General features: G+C 48.4%; 19 protein-coding genes. 17 read left to right on the top strand and 2 right to left on the bottom strand.

The features are described from left to right. Positions 1–12: 12 nt before the first annotated feature. Complete coding sequence (locus Tanf_RS09590; protein WP_046825728.1) at positions 13–1,599, bottom strand: alkaline phosphatase family protein; 1,587 nt, start codon at positions 1,597–1,599, stop codon at positions 13–15. Beyond that, the gene (locus tag Tanf_RS09585) at positions 1,596–2,825 is read right to left on the bottom strand and encodes a lipoprotein N-acyltransferase Lnb domain-containing protein (protein WP_236684424.1); all 1,230 of its coding nucleotides are present in this window, start codon (positions 2,823–2,825) and stop codon (positions 1,596–1,598) included. The genes Tanf_RS09590 and Tanf_RS09585 overlap by 4 nt, the downstream gene beginning before the upstream one ends. 407 nt (positions 2,826–3,232) lie before the next feature. Between Tanf_RS09585 and bamG the strand changes: the two genes are divergently transcribed. From bamG to Tanf_RS09500, 17 genes are all read left to right on the top strand, one after another. Beyond that, a complete protein-coding gene (bamG, locus tag Tanf_RS09580) occupies positions 3,233–4,471 on the top strand; it encodes a BamG family beta-barrel-assembly machinery protein (RefSeq protein WP_046825727.1) in 1,239 nt (412 codons plus the stop codon). 48 nt (positions 4,472–4,519) lie between these two features. Beyond that, positions 4,520–5,887, top strand: coding sequence for a tetratricopeptide repeat protein (locus Tanf_RS09575; RefSeq protein ID WP_014226146.1), 1,368 nt, complete (start codon positions 4,520–4,522; stop codon positions 5,885–5,887). 9 nt (positions 5,888–5,896) lie between these two features. After that, the gene (gene lptC, locus Tanf_RS09570) at positions 5,897–6,523 is read left to right on the top strand and encodes an LPS export ABC transporter periplasmic protein LptC (protein ID WP_046825726.1); all 627 of its coding nucleotides are present in this window, start codon (positions 5,897–5,899) and stop codon (positions 6,521–6,523) included. A gap of 100 nt (positions 6,524–6,623) precedes the next feature. Next, complete coding sequence (locus tag Tanf_RS09565; protein WP_046825725.1) at positions 6,624–8,798, top strand: peptidylprolyl isomerase; 2,175 nt, start codon at positions 6,624–6,626, stop codon at positions 8,796–8,798. A 131-nt stretch (positions 8,799–8,929) separates the two neighbouring features. Beyond that, positions 8,930–9,976: a dual-specificity RNA methyltransferase RlmN gene (rlmN, locus tag Tanf_RS09560; RefSeq protein ID WP_014226143.1), complete on the top strand. Its 1,047-nt coding sequence runs from the start codon at positions 8,930–8,932 to the stop codon at positions 9,974–9,976. Between the two features lie 79 nt (positions 9,977–10,055). Then, positions 10,056–11,126 carry a DUF4837 family protein gene (locus Tanf_RS09555; RefSeq protein ID WP_046825724.1) on the top strand — a complete coding sequence of 357 codons (1,071 nt, stop codon included), beginning with the start codon at positions 10,056–10,058 and terminating at the stop codon, positions 11,124–11,126. Beyond that, positions 11,107–12,219, top strand: coding sequence for a 4-hydroxythreonine-4-phosphate dehydrogenase PdxA (pdxA, locus tag Tanf_RS09550; RefSeq protein WP_041590936.1), 1,113 nt, complete (start codon positions 11,107–11,109; stop codon positions 12,217–12,219). Before Tanf_RS09555 ends, pdxA begins: the two co-directional genes overlap by 20 nt. A 368-nt stretch (positions 12,220–12,587) precedes the next feature. Continuing rightward, positions 12,588–13,109 (top strand): FAD synthase family protein, encoded by a 522-nt coding sequence (locus Tanf_RS09545; RefSeq protein ID WP_046825723.1) that lies wholly within the window; start codon positions 12,588–12,590, stop codon positions 13,107–13,109. Positions 13,110–13,111: 2 nt separating this feature from the next. Then, the gene (locus Tanf_RS09540) at positions 13,112–13,840 is read left to right on the top strand and encodes an SDR family NAD(P)-dependent oxidoreductase (RefSeq protein WP_046825722.1); all 729 of its coding nucleotides are present in this window, start codon (positions 13,112–13,114) and stop codon (positions 13,838–13,840) included. Between the two features lie 3 nt (positions 13,841–13,843). After that, a complete protein-coding gene (locus Tanf_RS09535; protein WP_046825721.1) occupies positions 13,844–14,755 on the top strand; it encodes a CDP-alcohol phosphatidyltransferase family protein in 912 nt (303 codons plus the stop codon). Next, entirely contained in the window at positions 14,752–15,579 is an 828-nt protein-coding gene (locus tag Tanf_RS09530; RefSeq protein ID WP_046825720.1) for a lysophospholipid acyltransferase family protein, read from the top strand. Before Tanf_RS09535 ends, Tanf_RS09530 begins: the two co-directional genes overlap by 4 nt. 116 nt (positions 15,580–15,695) lie before the next feature. Continuing rightward, positions 15,696–16,874, top strand: a complete 1,179-nt coding sequence (locus tag Tanf_RS09525) for a sigma-54 interaction domain-containing protein (protein ID WP_371706634.1) — start codon at positions 15,696–15,698, stop codon at positions 16,872–16,874. Beyond that, the gene (gene lptE / locus Tanf_RS09520) at positions 16,861–17,397 is read left to right on the top strand and encodes an LPS assembly lipoprotein LptE (protein WP_014226134.1); all 537 of its coding nucleotides are present in this window, start codon (positions 16,861–16,863) and stop codon (positions 17,395–17,397) included. The genes Tanf_RS09525 and lptE overlap by 14 nt, the downstream gene beginning before the upstream one ends. A gap of 3 nt (positions 17,398–17,400) precedes the next feature. Continuing rightward, on the top strand, positions 17,401–18,165 hold the full coding sequence (locus Tanf_RS09515; protein WP_046825718.1) for a DUF8458 domain-containing protein: 765 nt from the start codon (positions 17,401–17,403) through the stop codon (positions 18,163–18,165). Further along, on the top strand, positions 18,165–18,533 hold the full coding sequence (secG, locus tag Tanf_RS09510) for a preprotein translocase subunit SecG (protein WP_014226132.1): 369 nt from the start codon (positions 18,165–18,167) through the stop codon (positions 18,531–18,533). The genes Tanf_RS09515 and secG overlap by 1 nt, the downstream gene beginning before the upstream one ends. A 168-nt stretch (positions 18,534–18,701) precedes the next feature. Then, positions 18,702–19,358 carry a hypothetical protein gene (locus Tanf_RS09505; protein WP_046825717.1) on the top strand — a complete coding sequence of 219 codons (657 nt, stop codon included), beginning with the start codon at positions 18,702–18,704 and terminating at the stop codon, positions 19,356–19,358. A gap of 30 nt (positions 19,359–19,388) precedes the next feature. After that, positions 19,389–19,763, top strand: coding sequence for a hypothetical protein (locus Tanf_RS09500; protein WP_046825716.1), 375 nt, complete (start codon positions 19,389–19,391; stop codon positions 19,761–19,763). Positions 19,764–20,425 lie beyond the last annotated feature (662 nt).

Here is a 20,425-nt window from a genome sequence, read left to right as displayed (position 1 = left end):
AAAAACGAACCCTTACTGTTGCCGGATTTCGGGAAGCGGGTATTCGTCGCAGGCATTCGGCGGACGGATACGCAGTACGTGTGTGACGGTCGGAGCGATTTCCGTCGCTTTGATTTCGCGGTAAATATGTTGCGGTTTGATGCCGCATCCGAAGAAGATTGCCGGCATCGGTACCGCGTTGTTCCGGATGATGCGGGGTTTTTCGTTCGAGTTTTCTTCGTCGCGGATTCTCCAGCCCGGTTGAAGCGAAATCAGCAGATTACCGCGTCCCGTGTGATACGTCCCGCGATGAAAGTCGGCCATTTCCTCGTTCCACGTGCCCGAACGCAGCGTCATATCGGTGGTGACACGTTCCACGCCGCTGAACTCGCGCAGAAATTCCGCCGCCTTATTTTCAAATTCCGCCGGATCGATTTTGGCGTCTTCGATCGTTTTACGGTTGAGATAGACTTGGTTGTTGTAAAATCCGTCGATCCAGTTTCTCTGACCGTAGATAGCCATCAGATACATGTTCAGCAGTGCCATGCAACGTTTAGGGTGGAATTCTCCGCCGGCAAGTTCCATTTCGTCCGGGAGGGTTTCCTCGTTCTTGAAGTAGCCTGTGCCCGAAAGCACGACGAGTGTTTGGGAGAGACCGACCTTTTTGTCGATCAGGTCGAGCAATTGTTCGAGGTCTTTGTCTAGTTGGTGATATGTGTCTTGAATCTCGTGATTATATTCTTTGCCGGACATATCACGAAAATTTCCGGCATAGAACGTGATAGATAGCATATCGGGGGTCTGACGGGTTCCGAATGCCCCATATTCGAGGAACTGAGCCGCTAATCTGTTCACTTCCTTATTGCCGTAAGGCGAAGTCTTCAGGTCAGGATAACATCCTACGGTATTCGCTTTGAACGTGTGCTGAAATGCCGTGTTTTCCTGCACATAAGGCAGTGCGTCGTATTTGCCGACCGGCAGAGACGGTTGCCATACGAGCGTGCTTAACCGTGCAGGCAGCGATTCGCTTCCGTTGTTGTATTTTTCCACATACCACGGCACACCTTTGTAGTAGGTTGTGGTAGCCCACTTGCCGTTGTAGTTATCGAGCCAGAAAGCGCCGTTGGCCGCATGTCCGGCCGAGAGAATCGCACTTTCGGCATCGGGTGCGATGGCGTAAACTTCGCTTCGTCCTTTCGAAGCGATTTTCAGCTCGTCGCCGATTGTTGCCGCCAGCAGCCTCCTGGGTGAGTAATGGTCGCGCGTATAATTGCCGAGAAAGTCGGGATCATAGAGTAGCGAAACTTCCTTGGCTTTTTCGAAATCGTAGTGTAGACTGCCGGTGATGCCGTGCGTACATGGGTAGGCACCGGTGAAGAGGGTGGCGAAAGCCGTTGCCTGATCGACGTTGCTAAACCCGAAACGGACATTGTGATATACGGCTCCTTCGTTGAGAAGGCGTTTGAATCCGCGTTCGCCGAAGGTGTTGTAGAAATATTCGATGTAGTCGCCGCGCAGCTGATCGACGGTGATGCACACAACGAACTTCGGGGCACGCTGTTGCGCTTGGAGGTTGCCTACCGCCAGAATTGCAATCAGAGAGGAGATGAATTTTATCATTCGAAATGTTTTGTCTTTCTTCTTATCAAGTATCTTCCGGAGCGTAACATTAAACTTAGCATCAACGGAATAAAAGCGATGTTCAGGTGCTGAGGGAGGAAAATCCATCCGAACGGCACTGCGCAAAGCGCTGCAAAGTTAATAAAATGGTAACAATATGCGGCTTTGTTAAGTTTTTTCACCGCCATCACGATAGCCCCGACCCCATGAAGCGGATGCAACCAGCCGAGCGAGATGTTCGGCCACATGCAGGGATGCACGGAGAGAAAGCTGAGGAAGAACAGTACGCAACCGGCTGCTCCGGCAATGAAGAAGAGCCCGACATCGAGCCATCGGAAGTAAGTCTTTTTACGGGTTTCGATAAGGCTTAGTAATGCGATGACAGCAAAAAAAATCAGACCGCATACGAGTGGGGTAAAGAAAGTCGTTTCCGGTGTGTTTTCCACTTCTTCGGTCAGGATACGGGTGGCTGAGACAAGCGGACGCTTCGAGCCGTCGGGGCGGATGATCCAGGCCTCTGCAAAGGCCTCTTTCAGGCGTGCCGGGATGAAGAGAGACTCGCGTTGCGTCATGGTACGGTCGGTTGGGCTGCCCAGTGCCAGATCACAGCCAAACGTGATCCATGGGTGATTACGCGTGCAATCATTGATCATGTCGCGAAATGACTCTTCGTCCGGCCGTTCGGCATAGGCGATCTTTCCACGAACAGCCTGCTCGATCATCACGGCCGGACGAGTGGCACAGTTATCGAAGAAAAAATTGTACCGATATACCCGATTTTCGGGAAGTGCGTTAACGGTGAGTGCTTGGAGTAGTGCTGTCTGTTCGGTCGAGTCAAGGTTGAGTTCTTGTTCGCACACCTCGCTGCCGCGCATTCGGTATTCGTGCAGATAGGTTTCGAAGTCCATGACACCGAGTATGTAATCCGTTTCACCACGCGCAAAGCGATAAATAAAATTCGGCTTGGAAAAATCGAAAATACCGTAATTGAATACATAGTCCAACATGCGGGTAGGGCCTTTCTCTTCGGAGGTTCCCTGAATGCGTATGGCGGTGTGACCGTAGAGCGTGTACGCTTCCTCGCCGCCAGGTGAGCATGTCAGCAGACTGATGCGGATTCGGTGGCCTGAATCAGCCTCCTGTCCGTTGATGGTAAGGGAGATAGAGAGTAAAAAAACTGCCAGCAGCCCTTTCCCGTAATGCAGGTTTCGTTTTCTTTTTAACATGTTCTTCTTTATTTTGTTCGTGACCATGTGATCATGTGATAAAAAACATTTCTTCCCGACTCGTTCCGGATACTTGATGTGATGTATCATCACGTTATAAAGTCTGCAAAGATAGTTTTTTTAACGGAAACAGAGGGCGAGGATTCGTAGGCCAAACTGTCCGATCGAGACATCGTGTGAGAAACCCGCGCATAGCGACCTCGCTTCGTCTTTCGTATAATTCTGATGAAATGATTACAAAATCATGCGTATACCAGCGAAAAAAGATGGATTGAAACGAAGAGAATCTGTTGTTTTTATTTTTTTTAACGGGTCGTGACATGTTTTATTTTGAAAGACGCCTGAAAAATTCCATCTTTGCAACTTCAAATATAATATGTATCGGATCAAATCGAATAATAAATATAATGTTGAAGAATAGTAGATCAGGATTGATTTTTGTCATCCTTGTCAGCTTAAGTATGTCGCTGTTTGCACAAAACGGCACGCGTTCACCGTATACGCGCTACGGGTATGGCATGTTGTCCGACCGTTCGTTCGGAGCCGGCCGCTCCATGGGAGGGACAGGCTACGGGCTGCGCTCTTCGAAACAGATTAACCCGATGAATCCCGCTTCGTATACGAGCATGGACTCGCTCACGTTTCTCTTCGATGTGGGAGCCACGGCGCAAATGTCATGGTTCGATGACGGACAACGCAAACAAAACGATTTGAACGGAAGCTTTGAATACGCTGCAATGCAGTTCCGATTACATAAACGCTTGGCAGTGAGTTTTGGCATCCTTCCATATTCATCCGTCGGATATGATTATATGGCACCGAGCCAAGGCAAAGAAGGCTATACAGATGTGTTTTCCGGTACGGGCGGATTAAACGAAGTGTATGGAGGATTGTCTATTGAGATATGGAAGAAGCGTCTTTCAGTCGGAGCGAACGTAAGTTATATGTTCGGCAATATCAACCATCAGAGTTCAACGAATCTGAATATTCCGGTATATCGGTTGAATAAACTGGTCGTACATAATCTGAAATACGATGTGGGGATGCAATACACCCATCCGCTGACGAAAACAGACCGGTTGACATTCGGATTGGTTTATTCGCCGAAACGTCGCCTGAAGACGACAGCCTACGATGTGGTCAGCAATTCCGAATATTTTGAGCGAACGATAGAGGGGGATACGTTGCGCAATCAGGGTTTCGATATCCCTCATTCGTACGGTTTCGGTCTCTCCTACACCAAAGATTACAAAATGATTCTGGCCGCCGATGTTGCTTATCAGGAATGGTCGGGTGCAAAGTTTTTCAATCGTAGCGACGACTTTAAAGATCGTCTCCGCGTCGCTCTCGGAGGAGAGTATATACCGAACAACTTCACCCGTTCGTATCTGAACCGCATCCGTTATCGCGCCGGATTGCATTACGGCAATTCATATCTGAAAGTGAACGGCAGCGGCTATAAGGAATACGGAGCGACATTGGGAGTAGGTTTTCCCATGTTGGACAATCGTTCGTTTATCAATGCCTCGTTCGAGTATGTCAAAATAATACCGGACAGTAAAACGCTGATCAATGAGCAGTATCTTCGGTTTACCGTCAGCTATACCTTTAATGAATATTGGTTCTTTAAATTTAAACAAGATTGATGGGGAGTTTGGTTTTTTGATTTGTGGAACATAAAAAACAGTATAGAGATGAAAATGAAAGGAATTTTAGTTGTCGCCGGTCTCTGGGTGGCAGTAGCAGGTGCCTATGCACAGAAAGGAGTGGATAACGGAACAAGATACGGTTCGGGTGAAGACAGCATTCGCTGCCTGACAAACATCAGTCTGTTTGTTCCTTATGCCAAGGTAAACAATTATCAGGATGCTTATCCGTCCTGGAAGATTGCCTACGAAGAATGTCCGGCTGCGACCAAAGATATTTACCTCTATGGGGTTCGTATCGTGAATTGGCAGATCGAGCAGGAAAAAGATGCCACCAAAAGAGATGCGCTTATCAACGACTTGATGGCCGTATACGATAAGCGTATCCAATATTTCGGGAACGACGGTAAATACGGAAAAGACTGGATTACCGCCCGTAAAACGCAGGATTACCTGCGCCTCAAAGGCGAGCAGGCTGATATCCCGATGGTATACGGATGGTTGAGTCGGATTTTGGATGAATATAAAGAAAAAACGGATGAATTGGCGCTGTCTCAATATATGTTTGCTTCGCACAAGATGATGGAGAAGGATGAAGCGGGTCACAAAGCGAAATTTGTTCAGGACTTCGTGACGGTATCGTCTATATTTGACAGCCAGATTAAGGCGGCGCAGGCTGCTGGCAATCAGAAGCTGGTAGACAATCTGACGGCCATGAAAGCCGGTATGGAAAAAGGCTTTTCGGGTAGCGGAGCTGCCGATTGCGAGACCCTGCAAAATATCTATGCTGATCAGATCGAGGCCAATAAGGATAATCTGGATTTTCTTAAAGAAACGATTACGCTCATGAGAAGAGCCGGATGCCAGGAAATCGATGCTTATTTTGCGGCTTCCGAATATGCTTATCAGAAGGAAAAAACAGCGGAAATAGCCTGGGGCATGGGCAAACAGTCTGTGAAAAAGAAAGACTACGATGCAGCGGAGCGCTATTTCAACGAAGCGGCCGAAATGGCAACCGATAACGAAATGAAGGAAAACGTATTCTTTACGCTCGCGGCTATTGCGTTTGAACAGCGGTCGTATCAGAAAATGCGTAATTTCTGCAACAAGACGCTGAGCATTAATCCGAATAACGGAAAGGCGTATATTATGATCGGAAAGGCCTATGCTGCGACGGCCTCCAGCATCTTTCCCGACGATCCGGTGAAGAAGAAATGCGTTTATTATGCCGCCGTAGATAAGTTTCAGAAAGCTCGTTCGGTTGATCCTTCCGTAGCCAGTGAGGCTTCGTCGCTGATTGCAACCTACAGCTCTTACTTTCCCACGACGGAAGAAGTATTCATGCATCCTGACCTCAATAAAGGTCAAAGCTTTATGATCGGAGGCTGGATCGGTGAACAGACGACGGTAAGATAAAAACGCGGAATGACGCATCTGCACTCAAGCAACAAATCTCGCATAGCAATCCTCTTTGGAGTGGTTGCTATGCCTTTTTTATGCGCTCTCGTTTCGTGTGGCGGCGAGAAGAAAGAAATCGTTGATGTCGGGTTTGATCCGAATAATTCCTACACGATGAAAGCGACTCAAATCGTGACGATGGTATCCGATTCGGGGATTACCCGGTATAAAGTCGTGACTGCAGAATGGCTGATGTTCGACGAAGCGGAAGAGCCGTACTGGTTCTTCCCGGAGAAAGTACATCTGGAAAAGTTTGACTCGCTCTTTCGGGTCGAAGCGAGTGTTGATGCCGATACGGCTTATTACTATAAACGGAAAGAACTTTGGAAGCTGTCGGGCAACGTGCGTGTCAAAAACCTTGAAGGTGAGCAGTTCGAAACCGAGCTTTTGTTTTGGGACGAACAGGGGAAAAAAATTTATTCCGATCACTTCATCCGCATTACAAAAAACGATTTTGTGAACACCGGCATGGGTTTCGAATCTAATCTGACCCTTACGCAATACCGGATTTTCAACGCTGGGGCGGAGATTCCGTTAGAAACGAACAAGGCGAGAGCTGATACGATGCAATCAGACCCACCCTCTTTGTCGTGAAAATAAAAAAAGAAGGAAATAATTGGGTCATTTCTTTTTTTTTGTACCTTTGTGCCCCTAAATAAACGATATATAAATAGAAACATAGAAAACAGATTAAATGGCTACGTTAGAAAAAATTAGAGGTCATGCTCCACTTCTTGTTATCGTGGTGGGGCTTGCTTTACTCGGATTTATTGTAGAGGACTTTTTGAATTCCGGATCGACGTATTTCCGGCAATCTCAGAGTCAGGTGGTGACGGTCGACGGCACCCCGGTCGATTATCAGGATTATCAGCAGCGTATTGAGGAAATGACCGAAATATACAAGATGCAGTATGGTCTGCAAAGTCTTACGGAAGATCAGACTACGCAATTGCGTCAGAGCGTATATAACTCGATGGTACACGAAATTGTGATGAAAGACGTGTTAGACAAGATCGGTATCGATGTGACTTCGGACGAATTGTTCGACATGATTCAGGGAGATCATGTGCCGCAGATCGTTCAGCAGAATCCTTTGTTTATCGACCCTCAGACGCAGCAGTTCAGCAAAGCGCGTGCCTTGGGCATACTCAAAACGCTTGAAAACATAGAGGCTGTACCCGAAGCACAACGCGAAGAAGTGCTGCGTATGCGCGACTTCTGGTTGTTTTGGGAACGTAGCATGAAGATGCAGCGGATGCAGGAAAAATATACCAATTTATTGTCCAAAGCGATTGTAGCCAATCCTCTTGATGCCAAAGATGCGTATGAAGGAACCCTTGAGAGTTCGGATATCGTATATGCCATGCAGTCGTATGCTTCCATTCCCGACTCGACGGTGAAAGTAGACGATTCCGAAATCCGGAAGGTGTATGACCTTCGCAAGAAAGAGTATAAGCAGAGCGAAGCGAGGGTACTCGACTATATAGCAGTCGATGTTCGTCCGAGTCAGGATGATTATGAACAGGTAAGCAAGGAAATAGAAGGCGTTAGGACGCAACTGATGGCTACCGACAGCATCGAACATATCGTATCGAGATATTCCAGAAATTCGTATATGGATTTCTTTGTCTCGGAAAAAGACATGCGTGATGAAGATTTGAAGCATTTTGTTTCGACGGCCGAAATCGGTACCGTAGAAGGTCCTGTTTTTAAAGACGAAAGCTATCGTGTCTATAAACTTGTCGATAAGAAAACCGCTCCGGATTCGGTGAAAGTTAGCGATATTTTCCTGGCATCACAGGGCGTTGTAACGGACGAACTGACACATCTGGCCGACAGCTTGATGACGCTCCTCAAAGGCGGAGCTGACATGGACGAACTGGCCAAGAAATATTCGTCGTTCGGTGCGGCCGAAGCGGGAGCAGATTTGGGATGGCTTACCGAGGCTGCCATTGCTCAAAGCAATATCGGTGCCGAATTCCGGCGGGAAGCCTTTTCGGCTCCGCTGAATCAGACGGTCTTGATTAAGATGCAGAACGGTTACCATCTGATGAAAGTTACCGAGCGTACAGCCAGTGTACCGAAGTACAAGGTAGGCTACGTCTACATGGACGTTGCGCCGAGCAATAAGACATACAGTCAGGTGTTCAACGATCTGAACAGCTTTGTGGCGAAAAACAATACGGCCGATAAAATAACGGAAGCCGTGAAGGAAAGTAATTACGAACTGGTTCAGAATGTAACGGTAACGACCGAAGAGCACCATCTCGGCGGCATTCAGGATGCCCGTCAGGTGGTTCGCTGGGCTTTCGAGAATGACAAGAAAGGAATCGTTTCAGACATCAAGGAATGCAAGTCGAGAATGTCAAATACCGACGGATATCGAACGACTTACGTAGTGGCCATACTTCGCGATGTGCTGGCAGAAGGTTATCAATCGATGCAGTCGGTGGCTCCGATGATTCGGATGGAGCTATTGGCGCAGAAGAAAGGCGAACAGATTGTCAAAGAACTGAAAGCAAAAAATCTGACTTCGATTGATGCCTATGCGCAAGCGATGGGTTCACGTATCGATACGGTGAAATACATTACAATGAATACGCCGCGTATTTCGGGAATCGGTATCGAACCGGTCTTGAATGCAGGCGTAGCGTATGCCGCTCAGAACGAGCTGACTGGTCCGCTTGCCGGAAGTAATGGCGTGTACGTCTTCAAGGTGTATAATCGTACGAAAGAAAACATGGCCTATGATGAAAAGGCGCAGATGCGTTCGTTAGAAGAAACGATGGGGCCGCGTGTCGGCTACTTCGCTATCCAGAAGTTGATGGAGGAAGCGGAAATTTCCGACAATCGGATTCGTTTCGAATAACCCCCTCCCTTTGGGTATGAATCATACAAAAGAGGGTGTGTCAAAACGCAATGTTTTGGTACACCTTTTTTATGTGTATGAATGAACGCTTGTGATCTCATATGTTGTCCGTTCGTGTTATAGCGTAAACAATGGAAACGAAAAAACGTTTGCTGGGGATGACCCTCGCACAGTTGCGCGAGGTGGCCGTCGGCGTTGGTTTGCCGGCCTATGCCGCCCGACAGATGGCTGACTGGTTGTACCGGAAACGAGTCGACTTGATCGCAGACATGACGAATATTTCCCTGGCAAAACGGCAGTTGCTCGAAACCTCATACGAGGTGGGATCCGCAGCACCCGCCGAATCGGTACGTTCAATAGACGGGACGGTCAAATACCTCTTTTCGACAGGTAAACAACGTGCGGTCGAGTCGGTCTTTATCCCGGCCGAAAACAGGGCGACGCTTTGCGTCTCGTCGCAAGTAGGATGTAAGATGGGATGCTTGTTTTGCATGACGGGCAAACAGGGATTTTCGGCCAACTTGACGGCGAACGAGATATTGAATCAGATCCGGTCGGTACCCGAGTCAGACAAGCTCACGAACGTCGTCTTTATGGGAATGGGTGAGCCGTTCGACAATCCGAACGAGCTGTTCAACGTGCTTGAAATACTGACAGAGCCGTACGGTTACGGCTGGAGCCCCAAGCGGATTACGGTATCGACCGTCGGGGTGCCCAAAGGTCTGCGCCGTTTTCTCGACGAAAGCACCTGTCATCTGGCCGTCAGCCTGCATTCGCCTTTCCCCGAAGAACGTCTGTCCTTGATGCCGGCCGAAAAGGCTTACTCGCTCACCGACCTGATCGGATTGTTGCGACAATATGATTTTGCACATCAGCGGCGCGTCTCGTTCGAATACATCCTCTTCGAAGGGTTGAACGATACGCCCGGACATGTTAAGGCACTGGCGGCATTGCTTAAGGGTATTCCATGTCGCGTGAACCTGATCCGTTTTCATGCCATTCCTTCGGTGCCGCTCAAAAGTTGTACGCCGGCCCGGATGGAGCAGTTTCGCGATGCGCTCAATGCGAAAGGCGTCGTCTGTACGATTCGTGCTTCGCGCGGAGAAGATATTTTCGCGGCCTGCGGGATGTTGTCGACCGCCCGTTTGAACGACGAAAAAAAAGATAAGCGCTTGTAGAAAAGTGAAATTTTATCGGGCATACGGGTTATACAATCAAATTTTTTATGTACGTTTGTAAACAAAATTTTTATACACGATGAAAACTCCGATTTTAACTCTCATGGCGGGACTTTTGCTGGCGTTACTCGGCGCTTGCCATTCAACCCCGTCGGTAGTGACGGCAACCGGTATGCCGTACGAAGTGGTGGTCGTTGCCACACCTTCGAACTGGAATGATACGCTGGGTACGGTGCTGAAAGAGGAACTTCGCCAGCCGGTACGCGGTCTTCCGCAGGCCGAGCCTGCGATGCGGATCACGTATGTCACACCGAACGATTTTAACGGTCTCATGACGTATGTCCGCAACATTCTGATGGTCGATATTGATGAAGGGAAATATACGAGGCTCTCGCTGCGTACCGAAAAGGACCGTTGGGCTTCAGGGCAGACCGTCGTATATTTTACGGCACCGAACGAAACGATGCTCATCGGTTACCTGAAGCTGCATCAAGGGGTGCTGACCGATTATTTTACCCGTGTGGAAATGGCACGCATGGCACAGGTCATGCAGGAGACATACAGCTCTCGCGTGATGGATAAGGTTAAAACCAAGTTTGATGTGATGCTCAACGTACCTTCTGACATTACTTCCGATAAAGATACGACCGATTTTTACTGGGCATCGAACAATGCCAATACCGGTCGCATGGATGTGGTCGTCTATACGTTCCCGTATACCGATGCCAACACGTTCTCGCAGGAATATCTCAGAGCGATGCGCGACTCGATCCTCGGCGCGAATATCCCCGGTGCGTTCCCAAATTCTCACATGACGACGGTACCTTTCGGACTCTCGTACGAAGTCAAAAAACTGCAAGGCAAGTATTGCGGTGTGTTACGCGGTTTATGGAAGATGGATGGCGACATGATGGGTGGCCCCTTTGTCAGTTATGCACGGCTTGACGAAGCCAACAACCGTGTCGTGATAGCTGAAGGATTCGTGTATGCACCTGAAACGGATAAACGAAACTATATCCGTCGGCTCGAGGCTTCTTTGCACACGTTGCGTCTGCCGGGCGAATTCGACCAACCGCTCGATGCGGTCGGCGACATGAATGAAAAAACGCAAAACGAAGAACAGCCGATAAATGGGAGGGCCAATGATTAAGGTCGGCATTACGCACGGCGACATCAACGGCGTCGGGTATGAGATCATCCTGAAGACATTTGCCGAAGATCGGATGATGGAACTTTGTACGCCGGTGATATACGGCTCGCTCAAGATCGCCCTTTCGTATCAAAAAGTCTTGGGATTTGAGCCGTTGGGCTTCAAAGTCATTCAAAAGGCCGAAGACGCCGCAGAAGGTAAGTTGAATATCATCAATTGTATGCCGGCCGAACTGACGGCTACCCCCGGCGAATCGACCGCCGACGGAGGCAAGGCCGCCTTCAAAGCCCTTGAGGCTGCGGTGGCCGATCTTAAACGCGGCGCGATCGATACGCTTGTAACGGCGCCGATCAACAAACACAACATACAATGCGAAGGTTTCCGCTTTCCCGGTCATACCGAATACCTCGAAGAGTATTTCGGCGAAAACGGACGGTATCGCTCGCTCATGGTGCTGATGAACGAAGACTTGCGCGTAGCGTTGGTGACAGGCCATGTACCGGTGACGGAAATCAAAGACAGCCTCACACAGGAGGCGATTGTGCGCAAACTCGTACTTTTTAACACTTCCCTTAAACAGGATTTCGGCATTGTTCGTCCGCGCATTGCCGTGCTGGCGCTCAATCCGCACGCCGGTGAGGCCGGTTTGCTGGGGCGCGAGGAAGAGACGATTATCATTCCGGCCATCAATGAGGCCGAGAAAGAAGGGGTAATGTCGTTCGGACCTTATGCGGCCGACGGTTTCTTCGGGTCGAAGATGTATCGACATTTTGATGGAGTACTGGCTATGTATCATGATCAGGGATTGGCCCCATTCAAGACTTTGGCCATGGATAACGGCGTAAATTTTACGGCCGGGCTGCCTGTCGTCCGTACATCGCCGGACCACGGTACGGCGTATGATATCGCAGGCCGTAACGAAGCATCGGAAGTCTCTTTCCGGCACGCTGTTTACTGTTCGATAGATATCTATCGCAGCAGGAAGATGTATGGGGAAGCGACTGCCAACCCACTTCGGAAAGAATATGTTGACAAGGGAGGAAACGATAATGTCAAACTCGATCTTACGAAAGAAAACTTGGACGTTGAGTAAGGATAAATTCAGATTCATTGTGTTTTTATCGTCTTTTTTTATCATCTGTGGACAATGAACGGTTTTTAATTCCTGCTTATTAGGTTAAATATCAAATGAAAACCTGTTGCATTGGATGGTGTTGTAAATATTTGCAAGTTAAATTTTTATAAAATAACTTAATTAGCAGAGAGGGGGCAGTGTTCTGTTTTTCAAGAAATAGATTGTTTTTTAGGGGAGGGATTCGTTGTGGTAAAGCCGTTAACAATTAACCACTGACCATTAACTATTAACCATATGTGTGAAAGTGGGTATAAATTGTAAAAGGTATAAATGGTGAAAATTGGAAAAAAGCCGTATCTTTGCCCTTCCAGTAAGCTAAAGGAATTATGTTTAAAAATAAAACGATTGTGTATACATCGGGAACATTCGACATGTTCCATTACAATCATCTACGCATGATTAACTATGCACGCAGTCTGGGCGATATCCTCATTGTCGGGGTAAGTACCGACGAGTTGGTTTCCTCCTATAAGGCGCCTCCTATCATCCCGTTTAACGAACGCATGCAGATCATCGAAGCGCTCAAAACACCCGATATCGTCATTCCGCAACATACCCTCGATCATACCGAGATTGTCAAGAAACTCAATATCGACGCTTTTGTGGTAGGCGATGATTGGTTCGGGAAGTACGACTATCTGAAAGATGCCGATGTGCAGGTCTTTTACTTCCCCTACGGTACGGGCGTCTCCTCGTCATCGCTGCGCAAGACGATTCACGACTCGTACGAGAAGCATTTGCAAGATGAACGAAAGGCAAAACCTGTTTCCGTAAAAACGATGGAAGTTGCTCCGGCAGCAGCCGAAAATATCGCTCCGAAGAAAACGGCATCGAAAAAAGCAAAGTAACGATGACAAAACAGGTACTGATTACAGGCGGGACAAAAGGGATCGGGAGAGCGATAGCCGTATGTCTGGCCAAGGCAGGGTATGACTTGCTGCTGACATATAACACCGACGAAACAACCGCCGCGAACCTCGCCGCCGCGTTGCGGAAAGATCATGTGGTGAAGGTCGATATGCTGCAGGCGGACATCACGCAGAAGGAATCGATCGACCGGATCGAGAATCGTCTGAATGATTCGGGCGTGAAACTCGATGCCCTTGTGCTGAATGCCGGAACGACGTATCGCACGACGTTTGAAGAGATGAATCTTGCCGAATGGGAACGACAATTCTTCGCCAATGTGCATTTTCCGGTGTTTTTGCTTCAGCGCATCGTGGGGCGTATGCAACGCGGGGCGGCCGTCGTGTTCACCGGCTCATTGATGGGGATCGAACCGCATGCCACCTCGCTATCCTATGGTGTGACCAAATCGGCCGTTCATGCCCTGACGAAGAACCTTGTCAAATTCCTCACGCCGTACGGTATCCGAGTCAATGCCGTAGCACCCGGCTTTGTCGATACCGACTGGCAAAAGAACAAACCGGTCGAGATACGCCGCAACATTGAGGCGAAGGTGGCGATGGGGCGTTTCTGTCATCCGGACGAAGTGGCGGAAATCTATCGTATGTTGATTGAAAACAATTATATGAATGGTTCGGTGGTCGTTGTGGACGGCGGCTATGCATATCGATAAAAGATGGACGAGAAAGAATATGAAACATCGCTGAAATCGATCGAGACGGAGAATATCGTCGATTTGTACTTCTACCGTCCGATAGGTTTCCGGATTGCTCGCATGCTCCGTCACACGGGAATCACCCCGAACATGATTACGTTCATCTCCATCTTTGTCGGAGCCGGAGCAGGATGGCTGTTCTATTTTACGAACAATTTCATATATACGCTACTCGGTATCCTGCTGCTCGTCTTTGCCAATATTCTCGACTGCGTAGACGGACAACTGGCGCGTCTGACCGGCATCAAATCCGAAATCGGACGTATCCTCGACGGCATAGCCGGCGATATTTGGTTTACCGTCATTTACGTGGCGCTCGCCTTGCGACTCACGCACCTCTACGGTACAGCGTGGTTCTTTGTGCCTGCCGTCGCGGCCGGACTGTCACATCTTCTTCAAGCCGGTATTACGGATTATTACAAGACGCTGCACCTCTATTTCGTCAGTAAAGAAAAAGGCAAGGAATTTCAGCGTACGGAGCAGGTCAAGGCGCAACGAAAAGTTATCAAGAAGCGGGTAAACAAGTTCTTCTACGTGTTATACGCCTTATACACGTGGGTGCAGGAACGACTAACCCCTGCTTTGCAGACGATGTTGCACACCTTGCACGCCCGTTACGGAGACGATATCCCCGAACCTGTCCGCCTGCGTTTTCGCAAGCAAAGCCGCTGGTTGATGAAACGAACCATCGACTGGATGACGTTCAACGGCCGTACGACCGTGCTCTTTGCCGTGATGCTTCTCGGTCTTTGCTGGAGCGGGATAGTATGGATTTATTTTGCATACGAAATCATCGTTTTGAATACGGTTCTTTACGTATCCGTCCGCAAACACGAGCGTATGTGTGCCACCATCTTGAAAGAGGGGGCATGAAAAAAACAGTACTCGACATAGATGACTTGCAGCGGTTGGCGCCCGTCTTCAAAAAGAAGTGGGTGGCTTTTTTGGCCAAGCAACTGATGAAATGGCTCAACATTGACAAAGTCAATACGATTCATGCCCGATACAGCCACCTTCGCGGAGCCGAGTTTACGTCGGCCATGCTGGCTGATCCGATGATGGACGTGAGATACAGGATTCATCACTCCGACCGTCTGGAAACACTTCCCGAAGGCGCGTTCATCACCGTCTCCAATCACCCCATCGGATCGCTCGACGGCATCATGTTGATCGATATTTTCGCTTCGCGACGAAAAGACTTCTGTGTGATGGTCAACGGTATCCTGGAAAAAATCGGAGCGATGGCCGATAATTTCATTGCCGTCGTACCGAAGACCGGTGGGCAGTCAGCCGCTAATCCGGCGAATGTGAATGGCGTGCGTGCTTCGCTCGAACGACTTAACCATGGTCATCCGATGGGCTTCTTCCCGGCCGGCGCCATGTCGTTCCGTAATAGGGAAGGAAAGGTACTTGACCTCCCGTGGACACACAGTGTGATTCGTTTGATACGTAAGGCCGGCGTACCGGTCTATCCCGTCTACTTCGATTGCCGAAACTCGAAATTCTTCTATTGGTTAGGGCGGATCAACTGGAAAATAAGGCTGCTGCGAGTACCTACCGAAGCATTCAATAAACGGGGTAAGACGCTCGATGTGTATATCGGTCAGCCGATAGCACCGGAAACGATCCGGAGCTATACCGATGATAAAGCCTTGGCCGATTTTCTTTATCGTACGACGTACGGTCAGAAAGGATAAATCCGTCTTGGGGCTCTCCTGCTCTCTACGTACAGGAATTTTTCGGATGTTTTTTTGCTTTCTCAGAGAAATAAGGTAATTTTGTCAGGTCAAACTGAAAAAATTACAGCATCATGATGACAGAAGGCATACAACAAATCAAACAACGATTTGGGATTATCGGCAACAGTCCGGCGCTCAACCGGGCGATCGACGTAGCGCTTCAGGTAGCGCCCACCGATCTTTCCGTACTGATTACCGGCGAGAGCGGGGTCGGCAAGGAGAACTTTCCGCAAATTATTCATCAGAACAGCCCGCGCAAACATGGACAATACATTGCGGTCAATTGTGGTGCCATCCCCGAAGGAACGATCGACTCCGAGTTGTTCGGGCACGAAAAAGGCTCGTTTACGGGTGCGTTGGCCGACCGGAAAGGATATTTTGAAGTGGCCGATGGCGGGACGATCTTTTTAGACGAGGTCGGCGAGCTGCCTACTCCCACTCAGGCGCGTTTGTTGCGTGTGCTCGAAAGCGGCGAATTTATCAAGGTCGGATCATCGAAGGTGCAGAAAACCGATGTACGCATCGTGGCGGCCACGAATGTCAATCTGGCAGAAGCCGTTGCGCAACATCGTTTTCGTGAAGATTTGTATTACCGGCTCAATACCGTACCCATCGTTATCCCTCCGTTACGCGACCGGCCCGAAGATATTCTGCTGCTGTTTCGTAAATTTGCAAGCGACTGTGCCGAGAAATATCGAATGCCTGCCATTCAGCTTGAAGAAAATGCCCGTCGCCTGCTGGTGAGTTATCGTTGGCCGGGGAACGTCAGAGAATTGAAGAATGTGACGGAGCGAATTTCTGTCATCGAGCGTGACCGTACGATTACCGCAGACGAACTGCGCCAGTACCTCCCCAGTCTCGACATGCAAAAACTGCCGGTGCTGGCGCATCAGAAAGAAGACCAGAAACTCTTTCATACCGAACGCGAGATTCTTTATCAGGTGTTGTTCGATATGAAGAAGGATGTAAACGAGTTGAAAAAGCTCGTGCACGACATTATGGGCGGAAACCTCCAGATGGCTATGCCCGTGGAACAACCCGATGCACCGACTTATACGACTCATCCCATCGATACGGCTCCCATTCAGGAAGTCGAAACCGTGGATGAATTACTTGCCCTCGATGATGTGGAAAAGGAGATGATTCGCAGGGCATTGGAGAAACATAACGGTCGCCGCAAAAATGCTGCAGCCGAACTTAAAATCTCGGAACGTACCCTCTATCGTAAAATTAAGGAATATGGGCTGGATTAAGAAAATAACCGTAAGCTTTTTGATGTTTGCCGCACTGCTCATGCCGGAGGCCTGCTCGATCTCTTACAAATTCAGCGGAACATCCATCGATTATACCGTGGTGAAATCCATATCCATCAAGGATTTTCCCAATATGGCGCCGCTTGTCTACGGGCCTTTGGCTCAAAGATTCACCGACGAACTCAAAGACCGGTACGTACGGCAGACCAAGTTGAGCGTACTGCGTGAAAACGGAACACTCGACTTGGAAGGCGAAATTACGGGTTATGAGTTGACCCCTCAGGCAGTGAAAGATACGCCTGACGGAAGAGCGTCGTTCGCGACCTTGACCCGTCTGACGGTTACCGTCAGAGTGCGCTATGCCAACCAAGTCAAGCCGGAGGAAGGATTTGAACAGTCTTTCTCGTCATATCGAGACTTTGAGAATACGAAAACCATCGATCAGGTACAAGATGAATTGTGTAAGGAGATCATCAACGATTTGGTCGGGCAAATTTATAATGCAACGGTAGCCAATTGGTAAACAATGACGTGTGAGGAATTATATCAACTGATGAATGCACCGGCCAAGTTGTCGGAGAAAACACTGCCCGAACTCAAGCAGATTGCGGAAGATTTTCCCTACTTTCATGCCGTTCAGATGCTCTACCTGAAAAACCTGCAGGTGACGAACGACCTGCGCCTGAATATCGAACTGAAGAAAAGAGCCATTGGTGTCCCCGACAGGACACAGCTCTTCCTATGGCTCGAAGGGGCACGTTACGGCAAAGAACCCTGCGGCCAAAGGGGCGAAGGTGAAGACGGGCAAAAGCAAACTGCTCGGGTCAATGAATATTTATCCGACCCGATGGACGATGAGACGGAAACGGAAGCGTCGAAACCTGCCCTTGAACCGTCTGCTTCGTTAGACTATATGCGCTGGTTGACCGAGAAAGATCCCGATGCCTCTGTTCCGAAAAATAAACTGCGCCATCAGGAGCTGATCGATTCCTTTATCGAAAGCGGAAACGAACGGATCGGAAGACTCACGCCTGAGCAGGTAGAAAAAGGAAGGGAAACAGATCGGAAAGAACCGGAGCAGGAGAAGATGCCGGAGCCTGAACGCGAATCTCTGGATGATTCGTATTTTACTGAAACACTGGCTCATGTTTATATTCGTCAGAAGCGTTACGAGAAAGCGTTGGAGATTATTAGAAGTTTAAGTTTGAAATATCCGAAAAAAAATATTTACTTTGCGGACCAAATCCGATTCTTGGAAAAATTGATTATTCATTCTAAACAAAAAATATAATGTACGTATTTTTATCGATTTTGATTTTTATTGCATCTGTTTTCCTGATATTGATTGTATTGGTGCAAAACTCAAAGGGAGGCGGACTGGCTTCCGGCTTTTCTTCGTCGAATCAGATCATGGGGGTTCGCAAAACGACGGACTTCCTTGAAAAAGCGACATGGGCGCTGGCCGGCACCGTCGTTGTCTTGAGTATTCTCATTACCTCGTTTATCCCTCACGGCGAATCGACGATGCAGCAACAGCAATCCGAAATTCAGCAGCAGGTGAACGATGCGGTGATGGTAGATCCCAATGCCGTAGCGCCGAACTTCGGAACAGCGCAACCGGATGCTGCACAGCAACAACCCGAAACACCGGCCGAATAAGAGCGGAGAAGCGTAACGAAACGCTTTATATCCGGCCTTTTTTCGTATATCGAGGCTGTCTGCAAAGTCCGGTAGGACTTTTTGGACAGCCTCCTTCGCATTATCAAAACGTCTTCATAAAAGATCAATCCCAGACAAGCTCGTTTTACGTCTATTCATAAAACTTTCATGAAACAAATCTATGGCATAATTGTCTTTTTACTGCTCTCTGCTACCGCCGGTATGGCGCAGAACGACAGTATCAGCATCCGGTTTATTTCTCTGAACCGTGACCTTACTTTACTCAATCGATTGAACAATATTCAGTACACCGGATTTATGTGCACCGATACCTTGGCGCACGGCAAACAATTTTTGTTATATACCGAAGAATACGAGAACGGTGAGAAAGTGCGTCCCGACTCAACGGATTTGGAATGTAAAGAACAGCGGATACCGATGGAAGTAAACGGGAAGACGATTGAATATCTTTATGACCCTTGTCGTTATAGAACGTTTCTGCCGGGCGACAGTGTTTTTAGGGTGGCGCTTGCCGGAAAACTCGAAGCCGATACCTTCCGTCTGCTGATGGATTATCCCACTATCTGTCTGACAAAAAAACTCAGAGGAAATGCAGACTATTCCCTTCGAACCATTTCTTGCGATGATGATGAAAGTATGAAACTTCCTGTGAATAAACTTACTCCCGTTTTTGCATACACTCCTCCTTACGATACCGGAAAGGGCATGGCTTCGTACTGTATTCTCGATGCGGGAAACGCAAGGGAGCGTTACACGACATTCGGCATCAAACATTATTATATCATTTACCTCATCATACGATAGAATTAAATGTTTGTTGTAAAAAAATGAGTCATGAAGAAAAAATCGGATGAAAAGAAAAAGGGAGGACTTGGCCGTGTCTCGACGGTTGTGATCGCATTGGTATCGCTCGTGGTGATAGCGATGTTTTCTCTTGGGGTTGTTGCCGTCAACTCGACCGAGAGCACATGCGAGGAGTATGTGATGGACGAGATTTATTCGGGAGGAGTGAAAGACATTGTTTTTCAAGATACGGGGAATGGCATCTGCCTGTACATCAATAGAGGAGAAGACCGTTATTCGATAGAAGACCTCCGTTCGGCATTGCTCGGAAAGAAGGCGGTATATACTTTTACCCGTTGTGGGTGGGCAAAGGCTCATCCTCTCCGGCGAATCGTATGTGAAGGACGCGTAGTTTACGAGTCTTAAGCCAAACAGGAAGTACCGGCACATCTTTTTTCCGTTGTTCAGACAGATAGGCCGAAAGAGGGCGCGACGTTGATGCCCCGAATTGCAAAATCAGAGCTCCGAGTATTAAATTCGCGGCTCTGAGTTTTTTAATAAATCTGTGTGAAGATTTATCTCCCGCATCGTTGTTTGTAATAATCCCGGATTCCGCGATAGAAGAAATAAGAATGAATTTAATTCAGGGGTTTAGGTGTTTGGTTGTTGAATTGTTGAGATGTTGAGTTGTTGATTTGTTTGCTGACCGTTGTAACAGCCCTGAAAGGGCGCATTAATTCAGCCCAATGTGGAGCGAAGCGAAGCGTTGGGAAAAAAGGCATCGCATCTCGGCGGAGGGCTGTAAGCCTGACGTAATTCAATTGTTAGTTGTTAATTGTTAATTGTCAATTGTTATGCGTGGTACACGGTATCCGAGCGCAACGGCCATCCGAACGCAAATTTCGCAAATGGGCGCAAATGGGCGCAAATAACAGTCTTTGTCATTCCGAACGCCTCCTCTTGTCATTCCGAACACCGTGAGGAATCTCGCGGGGTAAAGGGAAGAGATTCATCGCTTACGCTCTGAATGACAAATTAATTGTTAATTGTCAATTGTTAATTGTTATGCGTGGTACACGGTATCCGAG

This window comes from Tannerella forsythia (genome assembly GCF_001006485.1).
Taxonomy (GTDB): domain Bacteria; phylum Bacteroidota; class Bacteroidia; order Bacteroidales; family Tannerellaceae; genus Tannerella; species Tannerella forsythia.
The sequence above is the reverse complement of the archived record's forward strand: the minus strand, read 5'-3'. Positions and strand labels throughout refer to the sequence as shown.